Below are 15,417 nucleotides of genomic sequence, written 5' to 3' on the forward strand. Positions count from 1 at the left end.
GGGGCGGGTGCCGGGCGGGGCGGGGTGGGGCGGGGCGGGGTCAGGCGGTGCGGGCGGTGGCGATGCCCACGAGGCGCTCGAGGTCCTCGCGCGCCTCCTCGGTGACGGGCGCCGTCGCCAGCGCCGCGCGGGAGCGGGCCACGAGGTCGTCGATGAGGTCCTCGACGGCCGCGAGCGAGCCCGTGCGGCGGATGAGGTCCTGCAGCGCGGCCACCCCGGCGTCGTCGAGGTCGGGCGCGCCGAGGAGGGAGGTGAGCAGGTCGGCGTCCTCGGCGCCCGCGCCCTGCGCGGCCAGGGCGACGAGCATGGTGCGCTTGCCCTCCCGCAGGTCGTCCCCGGCCGGCTTGCCGGTGACGGCCGGGTCGCCGAAGACGCCGAGGACGTCGTCGCGCAGCTGGAAGGCCTCGCCCAGCGGCAGCCCGTAGGCGGACAGGGCCTCCCGCTGCGCCGGGTCTGCGCCCGCGAGGGCCGCGCCGATGAGCAGCGGGTGCTCGACCGTGTACTTGGCGCTCTTCCAGCGCAGCACGCGCATCGCCCGCTCGTCGGCGCCCTCGGGCGCGCCGCCCGAGGCCTGCTCGAGGACGTCGAGGTACTGGCCGGCCATGAGCTGGGTGCGCATGCGGTCGAAGACGAGGCGGGCGGAGGCCAGGCGCTCGGTCTCCGCCCCGCAGCCGGCGAGGGCCTCGTCGCTCCAGGACAGGCACAGGTCGCCGGCGAGGATGGCGGCCGCCTCCCCGAAGCGCTCGCAGGAGCCGCTCCAGCCGCTCGTGGCGTGCAGGTCGCCGAAGCGGCGGTGCAGCGCGGGCATGCCCCGGCGCGTGTCCGAGCCGTCCATGACGTCGTCGTGGATCAGCGCGGCGGCCTGGAAGAGCTCGAGGGCCGCGCCCACGCGCGCCTCGACGGCGCCGTCCTGGCCGCCAGCCGCCCGGTAGCCCGCTGTGCAGAAGGCGGGGCGCAGGCGCTTGCCGCCGGCCACGAGGTCGGCGACGGCGTCGACGAGCGGCTCGGTCTCCGGCGCCACCTCGGCGAGGACGGCGCGCTGGCGGGCCAGCACGGCGTCCAGCTCGGCCTGCACGGCGCTGCGGACCGCCTGCGCCCTCGCCCCGTGCACGTCCACCTGCGACCTCCTGCTGCGCACCGGCCCGACCCGGCCGGGCCCGGGCGGCCCGCCGTCGCAGCGGAGCCTAGGTGCCGCGTCCCGCACCGTGGGCGCCGGGTCGGGCGGCGCCCGCGCTGGCTAGCCTCGGGGCATGGTGACCCGCGGCGCCCCGCTGCGCGACGTGCTCGCGGACCTGCGCGCCGAGGGCCGGCCGTCCCTGTCCTTCGAGTTCTTCCCCCCGCGCGACGACCCCGGCGAGGCCGTGCTCTGGGAGTCGCTGCGGCGCGTGGAGGCCCTCGACCCGACCTTCGTCTCCGTGACCTACGGCGCCGGCGGCTCCACGCGCGAGCGCACGGTGCGGGCGACGCGCGAGGTCGCCCGCGAGACGACGATGCAGCCGGTGGCGCACCTCACCTGCGTCTCGGCCTCGCGCTCCGAGCTGCGCCGGGTCGTCGGGGAGTACGCCGACGCCGGCGTGTCCTCCGTGCTGGCCCTGCGCGGCGACCCGCCGGGCGGCCCGGGGACGGCGTTCGAGCGGCACCCCGGCGGGCTGCGCAACGCGCTCGAGCTCGTCGAGCTCGTGCGCTCCCTCGGCGACTTCACCGTCGGCGTCGCCGCGTTCCCCACCCCGCACCCGGAGTCGGCCGACGCCGACCAGGACGCCCGCGTCCTCGCCCTCAAGGCGCGCGCCGGCGCGTCCTTCGCCGTCACCCAGCTCTTCTACGAGGCGCGGCTGTGGAGCGAGCTCGTCGACCGCGCCGCCGGCCACGGCTGCGAGATCCCCGTCCTGCCCGGGCTCATGGCCATCACCTCGCTGCGCCAGGTGGCCACCTTCACCAAGCTCGCGGGCGCGCCCGTGCCCGCTCGCGTCGTCGAGCGGCTGGAGGAGGCCGAGCGCCGGGGCGGCGCCGCGGAGGTGCGCCGCACGGGGGTCGCGCTCACCGCCGAGCTCGGCGCCGAGCTCCTCGACGCTGGCGCCCCGGGCCTGCACCTCTACACGCTGAACCGCTCCTCCGCCTCGCTCGAGATCGTCCGCGCCCTGGGCCTGCGCGACCCGGAGCACGCCGGCGCGCCCGCCGCCGTCGCCTCCTGAGGTCCCGGGGTGGGCGCGGGTGACGCGGGGGGCGCCGTCCCCGACCGCCAGGAGCACCTGCGGCGCTGGGCCGCCCTCCACGGCGCCCCGGCGCCGACCGGGGTCGTGCGCTGGTGGCTCTCGCTCGTGCACGTGCTGTCGGCGCCGCTGGCGCGCGCGGGCGTCGCGCCGACGGCCCTCACCGCCGTGGGTCTCCTCCTGCCCGTCGCGGCCCTGCCCGCCGCCGCGGCGGGTGGCCGCTGGGCGCTGCTCGTGCCGCTGCTCGTCGCCGTGAGCGGCGTCGTCGACAGCCTCGACGGCGGCGTCGCCGTCCTGCGCGGGCGCACGAGCGCGTGGGGCGCGGTGGCGGACGCCCTCGCCGACCGCGTCGCCGACGCCCTGGCCCTGGCCGCCCTGTGGCTTCTCGGCGCGCCCGGGCCGGTCGTCGTCGCGGCCGGGGCGCTCGCCGCGCTCGCCGAGTACGCGCGGGCCCGCGGCGGCGGCGCCGGGGTGCGCGACGTCGGCGTCGTCACCGTGGGGGAGCGGCCGACGCGCGTCCTCGTCGTCGCGGCGACCGCGCTCGTGGCCGGGCTGCGTCCGCAGGACGCCGCCACGTGGGCCGCCGTGGGCGCCTGGGCGGCGCTGGTCGTCGCCGTCGTGGCCCTCGTCCAGCTGCTGCCCGTGCTCCGGCGCCAGCTGCGCGAGCTCGACGGGCGAGGGGACGGCGTCGGACGAGGGGAAGGCGTCGGACGAGGGGAAGGCGAGCGCGGGGGGCGAGGGGCGTGAGCGTCGTCGACCGCGTCCCGGAGCGGGCGCCGCGTCCCACGGCCACCCGGTGGATGGACGGCGCCCGCGTGCTCGCGATCGTCGCCGTCGTCCTCATCCACCTGCTGGCGCCGGTCGTCGAGGGCCGCGGCGTGCCGGTGGGCAGCGCCGGGTGGTGGGTGGCCAACGCGCTCGACGCCGGGACGCGCTGGTGCGTGCCGGTCTTCGTCATGATCTCCGGGGCTCTCGCGCTCGACCCGGGCCGCACGGCGCGGCCGCGCGAGTACTTCCGGCGACGGGCGGCCCGCATCGGGATCCCGCTCGTCGTGTGGACGGTGCTCTACCTCCTCTTCCGCGCGTACGTGCTCGGCGCGGACCTCACCCCGGCCGACGCGGCCGCCGACGTGGCCGCCGGGGCGCCGTTCCTCCAGCTGTACTTCCTCTACGTCCTGGCCGGGCTCGTGCTCGCCACGCCCTTCCTCAAGGTCGTCACGCGGCACGCCACCTGGCGGATGTCCCTCGGCCTCGCCGTCGTGCTCCTCGGGCTGGGCGTCCTCGACCAGGTGCTGGCCTTCGCCGGCGGGGTGGGCGAGGCCAACGCGGCCACGCGCTTCCTCCCCTTCGCGGGCTACTACGTCCTCGGCTGGTGCCTGCGCGACGTGCTCGTGCGGGGGAGGGCGCTGCTGCTGGCGCGGGTGGGCCTCTGGACCTCGCTGGCGCTCACGGCCCTCGCAGCGGGCGCCACCGGCTACGGCTCCCTCGGCCGCTACGCCTACGACTTCCTCTCCCCGACGGTCGTCGTCGCCTCGACGTGCGCCTACCTCCTCCTGCACCGCGGCCTGGACCGGGCGCCGCGGCGCGTCGGGACGGCGCTCGCGCGCTCGGCGCCGTACGCCTTCGGCGTCTTCCTCGTGCACGGCGCGCTCGTCTACGGCCTGCGCGCCCTCACGGGGCCGCCCGACTCCCTCGCCGAGGTGCTGGGCACGGTGCTGCTCCTCCTGCCGGCCCACCTCCTCGCGGCGACCGCGCTGACGTGGGTCCTCCTGCAGGTCCCGTACGTGCGGGCGGCCCTCGGCGAGCCCGCCCGCCGGCCCCCGCGCCGCGCCGCGCCGGACGCCGGCTCGCCGGGTGGGTCCCGGGAGGGCTGACCGGAGGCGCGGGGCCGTGCGGGTCGAGGTCGGTCGTCACGGCGGCGCGTCCCCGTTCGCGGGCGGCGGCGACGGCGTCACCGCCGCCGATGCGGCACACTGGGAGGACCGCGGCGCCTCCGGCGCCCCGCCGAGCCGCCCCCGCAGCTCCCGGCCGCGGCCCTCCGGGCCCGCCGACCACGCGCGGGAGGACCTCCTCGGCGCCCTGAGAACACCGGCCCGAGAGGCACCTGTGCCCGACTCCCGCACGCCCCGTCCCACCTCGTCCGCGCCCTCGGGCGCGTCCCGCAGCGCCACCTCCGGCCGCCCCGCCCGCAGCGGCGGACCCCGCCCGCCCCGCGGCGGTCGTCCCGGCGGCGGCCGCGGCGGCGCCCCCCGCGGCGGCGGCCGGCCGGCCCCGGCGCCCGCGGCCCCCGCCGACGAGCTCGCCGGCGCCGTCCTCGTCTCCGAGGACGCGCTCGTCGAGCAGACCTTCGCCGAGCTCGGCGTCCCGGCGCCGCTCGCGGCCTCGCTGGCCGACCGCGGCTTCGCGAAGCCCTTCCCCATCCAGGCCGTGACGCTGCCCCACACGCTGGCCGGTCGCGACGTCCTCGGCCGCGGGCGCACGGGCTCCGGCAAGACGCTCGCCTTCGCGCTGCCGCTGGCGGCGCGGCTCGCCGGCGAGGGCGGGACCCGCGCGGGCGGCCGCCGCCCCGCCGGTCGCCCCCGCGGTCTGGTGCTGGCGCCGACGCGCGAGCTCGCCACGCAGATCACCGCGACGCTCGAGCCGCTGGCGACCGCCGTCGGGCTCAAGGTCACGACCATCTTCGGCGGGGTGCCGCAGGGCCGTCAGGTCACCGCGCTCCAGGCGGGCGTCGACGTCGTCGTCGCCTGCCCGGGGCGACTGGAGGACCTCATCGGCCAGGGCTTCCTGCGCCTCGACGAGGTCGAGGTCACCGTCCTCGACGAGGCCGACCACATGGCGGACCTCGGCTTCCTGCCCGGCGTGAAGCGCCTGCTGGACCGGACCCCCGCGGGCGGCCAGCGGATGCTCTTCTCCGCGACGCTGGACAACGGCGTCGACGTGCTCGTGCGCCGCTACCTCGCCGACCACCTCACCTTCGCCATCGACCCGGCCACCTCGCCGGTCGTCGAGATGACCCACCACTGGCTGGCCGTGCGCGACGCCGAGACCAAGGCCGAGGTCGTCCGCACGCTCGCCTCCGGCACCGGGCGCCGGATGATGTTCCTGCGCACCAAGCACCAAGCGAAGAAGCTCGCGAAGCAGCTGACGGCGCAGGGCATCCCGGCGGTCGACCTCCAGGGCAACCTGTCGCAGAACAAGCGGCAGGAGAACCTCGCCGCCTTCTCCACGGGCGACATCAAGGTCCTCGTCGCCACCGACATCGCGGCGCGCGGCATCCACGTCGACGACGTCGAGCTCGTCGTCCACGTGGACCCGCCCACCGAGCACAAGGCGTACCTGCACCGCTCCGGGCGCACGGCGCGCGCCGGCTCGGGCGGCGACGTCGTCACGCTCGTGCTGCCCGAGCAGAACGGCGACGTGCGCACCCTCGTGCGCCTCGCGGGCATCGCACCGGCCAAGCACGACGTCGACGCCTCCTCGCCGGTGGTCGCCGACCTCACCGGGCCGGTGGCCCCGCACGTCGAGCCCGCCCCGCCCGCACCTCCGCAGCAGCCGGCCGCCGGGGGCGGGCGTCGCCGCGGCCGTGGTGGCGCCGGCGGCGGTGGCTCCCAGGGGCAGGCCCAGGGCCAGGGGCGGAGCAGTGGCGCCCGCCAGGCCTCGGGCCCCGCGGGCGGCCGCGGGCGCTCCGGCGGCGGCGCGGGTGGCGGCCGTGGTCGCGGCGGCTCCGGCTCCGGAGGGGCGCCCTCGAGCTGGTCGTCGTCCTCGCCCGGCTACGGCGGCGGCTCGTCCTCCGGCTCGGGCTCCGCGTCCCGGCCGCCGGCCCAGCGCCGCTCCGTCGTCGACGTCTCCCGCGCGGGCGGCGGACGCCGCGGCGGTCGCTGACGCCTCCTCCCTCACGCTCCACGACGCCCGGCCGCGGCCTCTTCGCGGCCGGGCGTCGTCGTCCCCGGGGCCCCGAGGTGCGGAGGGGGCGTCACCTCCACCCGGGGGAGGCCCCGAGGGGTGAAGGGGGCGTCACCTTCGCCGGGGAGGGGCCTCACGGGGTGAAGGAGGCGTCACCTTCGCCGGGGAGGGGCCTCACGGGGTGAAGGGGGCGTCGCCTTCGCCGGGGAGGGGCCTCGGACGGTGAAGGTTTCCTCCGCCCGCGGGGCGGGAGCCGCGTCAGGCGTCGCCGACGAGCCCGGCGACGACCTCCGCGGACAGGCCCACGAGCGGCAGCCCGCCGCCGGGGTGGCTGGAGCCGCCGACGCAGTACAGGCCCGGGAGCGCCGTCGCGTTGGCGGGGCGCAGGAAGGCGGCCCGGGCGCCGTTGCTCGAGCTGCCGTAGATGGACCCGCCCACGCTGCCGGTCAGGCGCTCGAGGTCGGCGGGGGTGCGGACGCCGCGCCAGAGGACCCGGTCGCGGACGTCGAGGCCGCGCTGGGCCATGACGTCGAGCACGTGGTCGGCGTAGCGCTCGGCGAGCGGCACGCCGTCGTCGCCCACGGCGTCCCAGTCGACGCCCTCGCGCGGGGCGCCGGGGCGGTGGCGGGGGGCGTTGACGAGCACGAACCAGGCCTCGGAGTCCTCGTCGGGGCGCGTCGCGGGGTCGTCGGGCGCGCTGACGTAGACGGTCGGGTCCTCCACCGGGACGGGCGCGCCGCGGTGGCGCCCCGTGCCGGAGAGGGCGTCGAACTCGGCGTCGTAGTCGGCGGGGAAGAGCACCGTGTGGTGCTGGAGGTCGGGCGTCCGGCCCGACAGGGCCAGCAGCAGCACGAAGCCGCTCGCGGACGGCTCCGCCAGCCGCAGCCGGCGGGCCCCGCGACGGCGCACCCGGCCCGGCGGCAGGAGGGCGCGCCCGCCGGTGCCGACGCCGTACAGGGCGGCGGCGTCGCCGGCCATGACGACGACGTCGGCCGCCACCTCCTCGCCGCCGACGAGCCGGACGCCCGCGGCGCGCCCGCCGTCGACGAGGACCTCCTCCACCGCGGCGCCGCAGCGCACCTCGCCGTCGAGGGCCTCGACGCGCCCGGCCATCGCGAGGGCCAGGCGGCGCAGGCCGCCGCGCACGTACCAGGAGCCGAAGGCCTGCTCGACGAAGGCCGTCGAGGCGAGGGCCGCGGGCGCGCGGCGCGGGTCGGAGCCGGAGTAGGTGGCGTAGCGGTCGAGCATCGTCCGCAGGTGCGGGTGCTCGAGGAGCTGCTCGCCGAGGCGGCGCAGCGACGTCGTCGGCGCGATCGTCGCGAGGTCGCGGCGGCGGCGGGCCAGCGGCAGCAGCGTGCGCAGACCCCGCAGCGGCGAGGTGAGGAAGGGTCCGCGGGAGAGGTCCCAGATGCGGGACCCGCGCTCCAGCAGCCGGATCCACTGGTCGCCGGCGCCGGCGCCGAGGGCGTCGTCGAGGGCTCGGCGCAGCGCGCCCCGCGAGCCGGCCGGCAGGTCGAGCACGGTGCCGTCGGCGAAGCGGTAGCGCGCCGCCGTCTCGAGCGGCACGAGGTCGAGGCACGCCTCGAGCTTCTTCCCCGTCTTGAGGAAGAGGTCCCGGTAGACGGCGGGCAGCGTGATGAGCGAGGGGCCGGTGTCGAAGCCGAAGCCCTCGTGCTCGACCCAGCCGAGCTTGCCGCCGACCTCGTCGGCCGCCTCGAGGACGAGGACGTCGTGGCGGCGGCGGGCCAGGCGCATGGCGACGGCGAGCCCGCCGGCCCCCGCGCCGACGACGACGACGCGGGCCATCAGGCCAGCCGACCGCCGATCGAGAAGTCCTGCAGCCCCGCGGAGGAGGTAACCGACAGCGTGAGGAGGTCGGCGGCGGCGGGCCCGCGCGTGTAGGTCGTCACGACGGCGCCGTCGACGGCCGGGGGCGTCGTCGCCGTGAAGCCCTGCGCCGTCAGCGCCTGCGTGTAGAAGTCGACGACCTCCTGCGGGCTGCGGGAGGTGCGCCCCGCCAGCGCGACCGAACGGCCGCCCTCGTCGCGGACGACGTTGGACAGGGCCACCTCGGCGTCGGGCAGGAGCGGCACGACGTCGAGGGGGAAGCCCTCGACGACCTCGCCGACGGCGACCTCCGACGGCGCCGGCGTGGGGGAGGCCGACGGCGAGGCGCTCTCCGAGGGGGACGCCGACGGCGTCGCGCCCGCCTCGGTCGGGGCCGTGCTGGGGCTGGGGCTCGCGCTCGGCGCCGACGCGGAGGAGGGCGCGGGGTCGGCGGAGGGCTCGCGCCCGTCGGTGCAGCCGGCCGCGCCGACGAGGGTGACGAGCAGCACCGCCGGGGCGAGCGCCCGGAGGCGGCCCGCGCGCGGGCGGGCGGGGCGACCGGTGGGCATCCCGCCACGGTAGTCGAGCGGCGCCGGGGACCCCCGTCGGGCCGTGCGCGGGGGCGGCGTCACGACGCGGGCAGCCGGCGCCCCTTCCACCGCAGGTCGCCGCGCCGGTGCCCCCGCACGGAGCGGACGACGAGCCCGGCGAGGACGACGAGCGACGCCGGGTGGGCGAGGGCGTCGGGCCAGGCCCGCCCGCCCGTCCGCCGCGCGGCCACGACGCGGGAGGCGACGCCCGCCGCGAGGCCCAGCGCCCCGGCGCGGGAGCCGGCGAGGGCGCCGACGAGCGGCCCGAGCCCGAGGACCGCGAGCCCCCCGGCGAGCGCCAGCGAGCGGCCCGGTGAGCCCGCCGCGCTCCACAGCGACTTGGCGTACCCGTCGCGGACGCCCGACCAGCCGTCGTACATGCGGCAGGTCGCGAGCGCGGTCCCGTCCGTGACGCCGCCGCGCCCGCCGGCGGCCTTGACGGCGCGGACGAGGGCGACGTCGTCGAGCACCGCGCCGCGGACGGCCCCGTGGCCGCCGACCGCCCGGTACCGGGCGGCGTCGACGACGAGGAGCTGGCCGTTCGCGGCCGAGAGCGAGGGGCGCGGCGAGCGCTCGGCGAGCCGCAGCGGGAGCGTCGCGAGCCAGGACCACTGGAGCAGCGGCTGCACGAGCCGCTCGCCCGGGGTGACCGCGCGCTGCCGGGGGTAGGGGGAGACGAGGTCGAGCCCCGTGCGGCGCAGCTGGTCGACCGAGGCCGCGACGGCGCGCGGGGCGAGGCGGACGTCGGCGTCGACGAAGACGAGGACGTCCCCGGCGGCCTGCCCGGCGAGCTGCGCGCACGCCCACGGCTTGCCCAGCCACCCCGGCGGCGTCGACGACCCGGTGAGGACCCGCACGCGCGGGTCGTCGCCCGCGCGCGCCCGGGCGGCCTCCGCCGTGCCGTCGGAGCTGGCGTCGTCGAGGACGAGCACCTCGAGGTCCACGCGCTCCTGGGCGAGGACGGCCGCGAGGCAGTCGGCGACCTGGTGCGCCTCGTCGCGCACGGGCAGCAGCACGCTCACCCGCCCGGCCGCCGTCGGGGGGTCGAGGTCGGGCCGGCGGAGCAGCAGGGCGTTGGCGCAGGTGTGGACCAGCAGGCCGACCGACAGCGCCGACGTCGCGCGCACGAGCGCCCGGGCCGCGCCGACGGCCGCCGGCGCCGCGCGGCGGGAGGAGCCGGCGCCGGACCTCACCGGCGACGCATGGACGCGGCGGCCCAGAGCCAGTGGGCCAGGGTCGGCGCGACGACGGCGCCCATGCCGACGAAGCCCCACAGCGCCACCCACGGGCGCCCGGAGAAGACGAGGGCGTCGACGGTCGAGCCGAGCCACGTCCAGCCGAGGAGGAGGCCGGGGACGGCGAGCTCGGCGCTGCCGCGCGCCCGGTCGGTGCCCGGGGCGGGCGCCGGCCTCGCCGCGGGGCCGCGGGCGCCGGCGGGGCGGCCCTTCCGCGGGGGGCGCCGCGGGTCGGGCACGACGCGCTGCAGGACGGCGGAGATGACGAGCGCGACGAGGAGCCAGCCGGCGTAGTTGGTGAGCGGGATGCCCGGGACGCCCGGCAGCGCGGGCGTCGGGTCCGCCCAGGTCCAGTGGCCCTGCGCGACCATCATCGGGTCGAGGAAGAGGTCCCAGGAGGCGAGGCCCACCGCGGCGACGGGGACGGCCGTCCAGCTCCCGGGCGGGGCGAGCGTGCGCCCGGCCAGCAGCATCGGGTAGGCCATCATCGTCCAGGCCAGCGGCACGACGACGGGCACGTCGAGCACCTGCGGGCCGAGCGAGCCGGCGTAGGAGTACGCGCCGAAGGGGAACCCGGTCGCCGTCCCGACCGCCTCGGCGAGCAGGCCGATGCCCCCGGCGACGAGCAGCACGCCGCCGGCCGTCGCCGGGCCGAAGCGGCGCGCCGCGTCGGCGAGGACGGCCGCGGCGAAGAGGGCGACCGCCGCCACCGTCGTCGTGTGCAGCGCGTCGCCGGACAGCAGCGGGTGGGCCACCTGCGCCAGCACGGCGAGGACCGCGAGGAGCAGCGAGGCGACCGCGAGGGGCGAGCGCCGCCGGGCGGTCGCGGCCCGCGGGGGCGGGGAGGGCTCCGTCGTCACCACCGGCGCAAGGGTAGGCGGGTCGCTCAGGGCTCGCGCCCGTGCAGGGTCCCCTCGAGGGAGGTGACGGCGAAGCGGGCGAAGAGCTCCTCGGCGTACCAGCCCTCCCGGGGCGTGCGCTCGACGACGGCGCGGTGCGGCGCCCGTCCGTGCGCGAAGGCGGTGAGGGCGTCGCTGTCGCGCCACAGGCTCACGGTGCCCTGGAGCCCGACCGGCGCCTCGCCGACGCCGAGGGCGGCGCGCAGGCCGTCGACCCGCGCGAGGTCGCCCGAGACGGGCGGCACCGCGCGGGTGAAGGTGGCCCACGAGCGCAGGTGGACGCGGGCCCGGGTGAGGCTGACGACGGGCGCACCCGACGGCGGGCGCCGCCGCGGGTCGCCGAACGGCGCGACGCCGCCCCAGCGGCCCCGGCTCGCGACGGGCTCCATGGCCACCCGCAGGCGCTCGTCGGCCAGGCGCCCCCACCCGCGAGCGGTCGCGGAGCGCTCGAACCAGGCGGCGTCGCCGGGGGAGTCCCACGCCGCCAGCAGGGCCCAGTGCCGCGGGTCGGCGTCGCGCGCGGTGAAGGTGCGCCCCGAGCCGGTGCCGAGGAGCTTCGTCCAGCGCGCGCCGCTGCCGCGCAGCAGCGCGCGGTCGAGCGCCATCCGCCCGAGGGCTGCGGGGACGGCCGCCGCCCGGACCCCCCACACGTGGAGGGTGACGAGCGCGGGCGCGCCGTCGTCTCCTGCCCCTCCCGCTGACCGACCCATGCGACGAGGGTAGGCGGGGGCGGTGCCCGGGCTCCGGGCACCGCTCCCGCGGGCGCCTCCGGGCCTCAGCGCGCGGGCGCCTCCCCGCGCGCGCCGGCGCCCTGCAGGACGACGGTCCCACCGCTCGCCTCGACGGCCTGGAGGGTCCTCAGCTCGAGGAGCCCGGGAGAACCGGCGACGAGTCGCGCCGCGTTGGCCAGCGCCCGCGTGGCCGCGACCTCCGAGCGCGCCCGCTCGAGCGAGGCGAGGCCGAGGGCCCGGGCGGTGACGACCTCCGCGGCGGCCTGGCGCACCTCGGCCGGCGCGGCGAGGTCGCGCAGGGCCGCCCGGCGGCAGGCGGCGCCCACCTCGGCCAGGGGAGCGGCGACGAGGTCCCTCACCTCCTCGCCGAGGCCGCCGCGCGCGGCCAGCAGGTCCTCGTAGCCCCGTCGGGTCACGGCCTCCCGCAGGCCCAGCTGGAGAGCGACGTGCACGGCGTCGTCGGCGTCCTGGACCTCCTCGACCCAGCGCCGGGGGTCGACGACCGCGACGTCGGCCACGAGCGAGCACCGCACGGACAGCCCCTCGGCGGTCGCCACCTCTTGCGCGGAGAGCACGACCGACCGCGGACGGGTGTCCACGCGCTCGTAGCGGGTGCGCCACCGCGACCGCCGGTGGGCGCCCGGCCCGAGCACCTCGACCAGGGCGCCGTCGCGGTAGCGCAGCACCTGCTCCCAGGCGTGCACGACGACCCTCACGCTCTCGTCCTCCCTCTCGTCGGCGTCACGCGCCCGGTCGCGGGCGCGCGAGGTGGGACCGGCGCGGCGCGCCGTCGCGGGGGGCGCCCCGCTCGGGGACGTCGCAGGCCGCGCCGGCGCCGGGTGCCGCGCCGGTCGCACCGTGGGAGTCGAACCCGTGCGTCCTGAGCGCATCGCCTGGTGGCGGTCCGGACCGACGTGCAGGACCCGCGACGGCGACGCCGCCCGGCTGCTGCCCGGACGCCGGTGACGGTAGGTGGCCGTCGTGCTCGCGCGCACCCTCTTTCCCGCTCCTCCGCGCGCGTCGAGGAGGGAGCCGCCCGGTCGGCCCAGCGGCGGGTCCGCGGCCTCGCGGGAGACGGCTCCGCGGCGACCGGGCGCCGCGACGCGGACGCCGTCGACGGCTGCCAGGATGCGGGCATGACAGCCGACACGAGCCGCCCGACGCGCGCGCAGGTCGCCGCGATGGTCGACCACACCCTCCTCAAGCCCGAGGCGACGCCGGCGGACGTCGCCGCGCTCGTCGCCGAGGCTCGCTCGCTCGGCGTCCTCGCGGTGTGCGTGTCGCCGTCGACGCTCCCGCTGGAGGACACGGGCGACCTCGTCGTCGCCACGGTCTGCGGCTTCCCCTCGGGCAAGCACGCCAGCGAGGTCAAGGCCGCCGAGGCGGCGCGCGCCGTCGCCGACGGCGCCGACGAGGTGGACATGGTCATCGACGTCGGCGCCGCCCGGGCCGGGCTGTGGGACGCCGTGCGTGACGACGTCGCGGCCGTCCGCGCCGCGGTGCCCGCGCCGGGCGTCCTCAAGGTCATCATCGAGTCGGCGGCGCTCGAGGACGACGCCGTCGTGGCCGCCTGCCGCGCGGCCGAGGCGGCGGGCGCCGACTTCGTCAAGACGTCCACCGGCTTCCACCCCAGCGGCGGGGCCACCGAGCACGCCGTCCGGCTCATGGCGGAGACCGTCGGCGGGCGCCTGGGCGTCAAGGCGAGCGGCGGCATCCGCACGGCGGAGCAGGCGGCGGCCATGGTCGCCGCCGGCGCCACGCGTCTGGGGCTCTCCTCCTCCGCCGCGGTGCTCGAGGGGACCGAGGCGTGAGCGGCGTCGACCAGGCGGTGCTGCGGGCGATCCCGTCGCTGCCGAAGGTGCTGCTGCACGACCACCTCGACGGCGGCCTGCGCCCGCAGACCCTCCTCGACCTCGCGGAGGAGGTGGGCCACGAGCTGCCCGCGAGCACGGCCGACGCCCTCGGCCGCTGGTTCGAGGAGGCGGCGAGCTCGGGGACTCTGGTGCGCTACCTCGAGACCTTCGACCACACGACGGCGGTCATGCAGACGGCGGACGCGCTGCGCCGCGTCGCCCGCGAGAGCGCGCTCGACCTCGCCGCCGACGGCGTCGTCTACGCCGAGCAGCGGTACGCGCCCGAGCAGCACCTCGCCGGCGGGCTGACCCTCGACGAGGTCGTCGTCGCGGTGCAGGAGGGCTTCGCCGAGGGCGAGCGCGAGGCGGCCGAGCGCGGCACGCCCATCCGCACCGGCACGCTCCTGACGGCCATGCGCCACGCCGACCGGGGCGTCGAGATCGCCGAGCTCACGCTGCGCCACCTCGGGTCCGCCGCCGGCGGGTCGGTCGTCGGCTTCGACATCGCGGGCGCCGAGGACGGCTTCCCGCCGGAGCGCCACCGCGAGGCCTTCCAGCTCCTGCACGACGCCGGCGTCCCCGTCACGGTCCACGCCGGGGAGGCCGCGGGCCTGGCCTCGATCCACGGTGCGGTGCACGCCTGCTCGGCGCAGCGGATCGGCCACGGCGTGCGCCTGCTCGAGGACGTCGAGCGCGCCGGGACGCCGGACGCGCACCTCGGCCCCCTGGCCGCATGGGTCCGCGACCGCCGCATCGCCCTCGAGCTCTGCCCGAGCTCGAACCTCCAGACGGGGGCGGGGGCGTCCATCGCGGAGCACGGCATCACCGCGCTGCGCGACCTCGGTGTCGTCGTCACCGTCAACACCGACAACCGGCTGCAGTCGGCGACGTCGGTGTCGCGGGAGATGGAGCTCCTCGTGCGCGAGGCGGGCTGGACCCTCGACGACCTGGAGGCGGCCACCGTCGCCGCGGCGCGGGCGGCCTTCCTGCCGCACCCCGTGCGGGAGGTCCTCGTCGAGGAGGTCGTGCGCCCGGGCTTCGCCGCGGCGCGCGGCTGACCGGTCGCGGCCCGGGGCGCGACCCGTGGACGGGACCCTCGCCGCGACGGCGGTGCACCTCGCCGCCGCCGCGGCGTACACCGGCTTCCAGTGGACGGTGCGCGTCGTCGTCTACCCCCAGCTCGCGACGGCCGCGACGGCGGACGGGGGTGCGGAGGCCTTCCCGGCGCTAGAGGCCTCGCACAGCCGGCGGGTGTCCCGGCTCGTCGGGCCGCTGTTCCTCGCGCTCGTCGCGTCGTCCGCGTGGCTCGTCGTCGCGACGGCGGGCTCCCCCCAGGCGCTCACCGCGCTGGGCGCGGCCGCGTGCACGGCCGTCGTCCTCGCGGTGACGGCCCTCGGCGCCGCGCCGGAGCACCGCCGGCTGGGGCGGGCGTGGGACCCGGCCGCCCACCGGCGCCTCGTGCGGTGGGACGACGTCCGGGTCGCGGCGGCGACGGCGCAGCTCGTGCTGGCGCTCGTCCTCGTGTCCTGAGCGCCTCGCCCGGCCTCCTCTCAGGACGTCAGCGTGCGCAGCAGGTCAGGCGGCAGCGGGCGGTCCGCGGACAGGACGACGACGGCGCCGGGGTCGGGGCTGCGCCGGTCCGGCCCGCGCCAGGCCTCGGCGAGGCCCAGCCGCGCGATCGTCCGGCGCGACGGGGTGTTCGCCTCCGCGGCGAAGGCGGTGACGGGCAGGTCCGGCCGGACCCGCCGCGCGGCCGCCAGGCCGGCGCGACCGACCTCCTGGGCGTAGCCCCGGCCCTGGTGGGCCGGGGCCAGCCGGAAGAAGAGGTTCCAGGCGCGTCCCTCGCCGGGGAGGTCGCACCCGCCGAGGCCGATGACCTCGCCGTCGCGCCCTCCGCCGGCGGTCCCGCCGTGGTCGTCGTCGCGCCGGTCCTCGGGTGGGGGACGCAGGCGCACGACCCAGCAGCCCGCGCCGTCGCGCGCCCAGCGCTCCGCGAGCCGGGCGACGAAGCCGGGCAGCTCCTCCGGCGGCCGCCGCAGCGACGGGTCGAGAGCCCACGTGCGCGGGTCGGCGTAGACCGCCGACGCCAGCGCGGGGACGTCGGCCGCGGTCGGGGGAGCCAGCAGGAGGCGCTCGGTGAGCACCCGGCCCGACGTCGACCCGGCCGAC

At 79.0% G+C, this 15,417-nt stretch carries 15 protein-coding genes; 7 read left to right on the forward strand and 8 right to left on the reverse strand.

Annotation, left to right across the window (positions count from 1 at the left end; all coding sequences use genetic code 11):
• Positions 1-40: 40 nt before the first annotated feature.
• Complete coding sequence (locus tag Q0789_RS08435) at positions 41-1,117, reverse strand: polyprenyl synthetase family protein (protein WP_298804153.1); 1,077 nt, start codon at positions 1,115-1,117, stop codon at positions 41-43.
• A 133-nt stretch (positions 1,118-1,250) separates the two neighbouring features.
• Between Q0789_RS08435 and Q0789_RS08440 the strand changes: the two genes are divergently transcribed.
• The 4 genes from Q0789_RS08440 (at position 1,251) to Q0789_RS08455 (ending at position 6,092) form a co-directional block, all read left to right on the forward strand.
• Positions 1,251-2,192, forward strand: coding sequence for a methylenetetrahydrofolate reductase (locus Q0789_RS08440; protein ID WP_298804154.1), 942 nt, complete (start codon positions 1,251-1,253; stop codon positions 2,190-2,192).
• A gap of 9 nt (positions 2,193-2,201) precedes the next feature.
• Entirely contained in the window at positions 2,202-2,957 is a 756-nt protein-coding gene (locus tag Q0789_RS08445) for a CDP-alcohol phosphatidyltransferase family protein (protein ID WP_298804156.1), read from the forward strand.
• Entirely contained in the window at positions 2,954-4,084 is a 1,131-nt protein-coding gene (locus tag Q0789_RS08450; protein WP_298804159.1) for an acyltransferase family protein, read from the forward strand. The genes Q0789_RS08445 and Q0789_RS08450 overlap by 4 nt, the downstream gene beginning before the upstream one ends.
• Positions 4,085-4,595: 511 nt before the next feature.
• A complete protein-coding gene (locus Q0789_RS08455; RefSeq protein WP_366917691.1) occupies positions 4,596-6,092 on the forward strand; it encodes a DEAD/DEAH box helicase in 1,497 nt (498 codons plus the stop codon).
• 279 nt (positions 6,093-6,371) lie between these two features.
• Here the strand turns inward: Q0789_RS08455 and crtI are convergent, their stop codons facing one another.
• The 6 genes from crtI to Q0789_RS08485 all read right to left on the reverse strand — a co-directional run bounded on the left by crtI (position 6,372) and on the right by Q0789_RS08485 (position 12,111).
• Positions 6,372-7,919 carry an NAD(P)/FAD-dependent oxidoreductase gene (crtI, locus tag Q0789_RS08460; RefSeq protein WP_298804163.1) on the reverse strand — a complete coding sequence of 516 codons (1,548 nt, stop codon included), beginning with the start codon at positions 7,917-7,919 and terminating at the stop codon, positions 6,372-6,374.
• Entirely contained in the window at positions 7,919-8,509 is a 591-nt protein-coding gene (locus Q0789_RS08465; RefSeq protein WP_298804165.1) for a hypothetical protein, read from the reverse strand. The genes crtI and Q0789_RS08465 overlap by 1 nt, the downstream gene beginning before the upstream one ends.
• A 59-nt stretch (positions 8,510-8,568) precedes the next feature.
• Positions 8,569-9,723, reverse strand: a complete 1,155-nt coding sequence (locus Q0789_RS08470) for a glycosyltransferase family 2 protein (protein ID WP_298804167.1) — start codon at positions 9,721-9,723, stop codon at positions 8,569-8,571.
• Positions 9,720-10,628, reverse strand: coding sequence for a carotenoid biosynthesis protein (locus Q0789_RS08475; RefSeq protein ID WP_298804169.1), 909 nt, complete (start codon positions 10,626-10,628; stop codon positions 9,720-9,722). The genes Q0789_RS08470 and Q0789_RS08475 overlap by 4 nt, the downstream gene beginning before the upstream one ends.
• A 23-nt stretch (positions 10,629-10,651) precedes the next feature.
• Positions 10,652-11,374: a monooxygenase gene (locus tag Q0789_RS08480; RefSeq protein WP_298804172.1), complete on the reverse strand. Its 723-nt coding sequence runs from the start codon at positions 11,372-11,374 to the stop codon at positions 10,652-10,654.
• A gap of 65 nt (positions 11,375-11,439) precedes the next feature.
• Positions 11,440-12,111: an SPFH domain-containing protein gene (locus Q0789_RS08485; RefSeq protein WP_298804173.1), complete on the reverse strand. Its 672-nt coding sequence runs from the start codon at positions 12,109-12,111 to the stop codon at positions 11,440-11,442.
• A gap of 420 nt (positions 12,112-12,531) precedes the next feature.
• Here Q0789_RS08485 and deoC point away from each other — a divergent pair, with 420 nt between their 5' ends.
• Genes deoC through Q0789_RS08500 form a run of 3 tightly spaced genes read left to right on the forward strand, consistent with a single transcriptional unit; the run spans position 12,532 to position 14,778 of the window.
• A complete protein-coding gene (gene deoC / locus Q0789_RS08490; RefSeq protein WP_171204268.1) occupies positions 12,532-13,206 on the forward strand; it encodes a deoxyribose-phosphate aldolase in 675 nt (224 codons plus the stop codon).
• Positions 13,203-14,306: an adenosine deaminase gene (locus tag Q0789_RS08495; RefSeq protein WP_298804176.1), complete on the forward strand. Its 1,104-nt coding sequence runs from the start codon at positions 13,203-13,205 to the stop codon at positions 14,304-14,306. The genes deoC and Q0789_RS08495 overlap by 4 nt, the downstream gene beginning before the upstream one ends.
• A gap of 25 nt (positions 14,307-14,331) precedes the next feature.
• Positions 14,332-14,778: a hypothetical protein gene (locus tag Q0789_RS08500; protein WP_298804178.1), complete on the forward strand. Its 447-nt coding sequence runs from the start codon at positions 14,332-14,334 to the stop codon at positions 14,776-14,778.
• Between the two features lie 20 nt (positions 14,779-14,798).
• Here the strand turns inward: Q0789_RS08500 and Q0789_RS08505 are convergent, their stop codons facing one another.
• Positions 14,799-15,392 (reverse strand): GNAT family protein, encoded by a 594-nt coding sequence (locus tag Q0789_RS08505; RefSeq protein ID WP_298804180.1) that lies wholly within the window; start codon positions 15,390-15,392, stop codon positions 14,799-14,801.
• Between the last annotated feature and the right edge of the window lie 25 nt (positions 15,393-15,417).

It is taken from the genome of uncultured Pseudokineococcus sp., from assembly GCF_947499845.1.
GTDB lineage: Bacteria > Actinomycetota > Actinomycetes > Actinomycetales > Quadrisphaeraceae > Pseudokineococcus.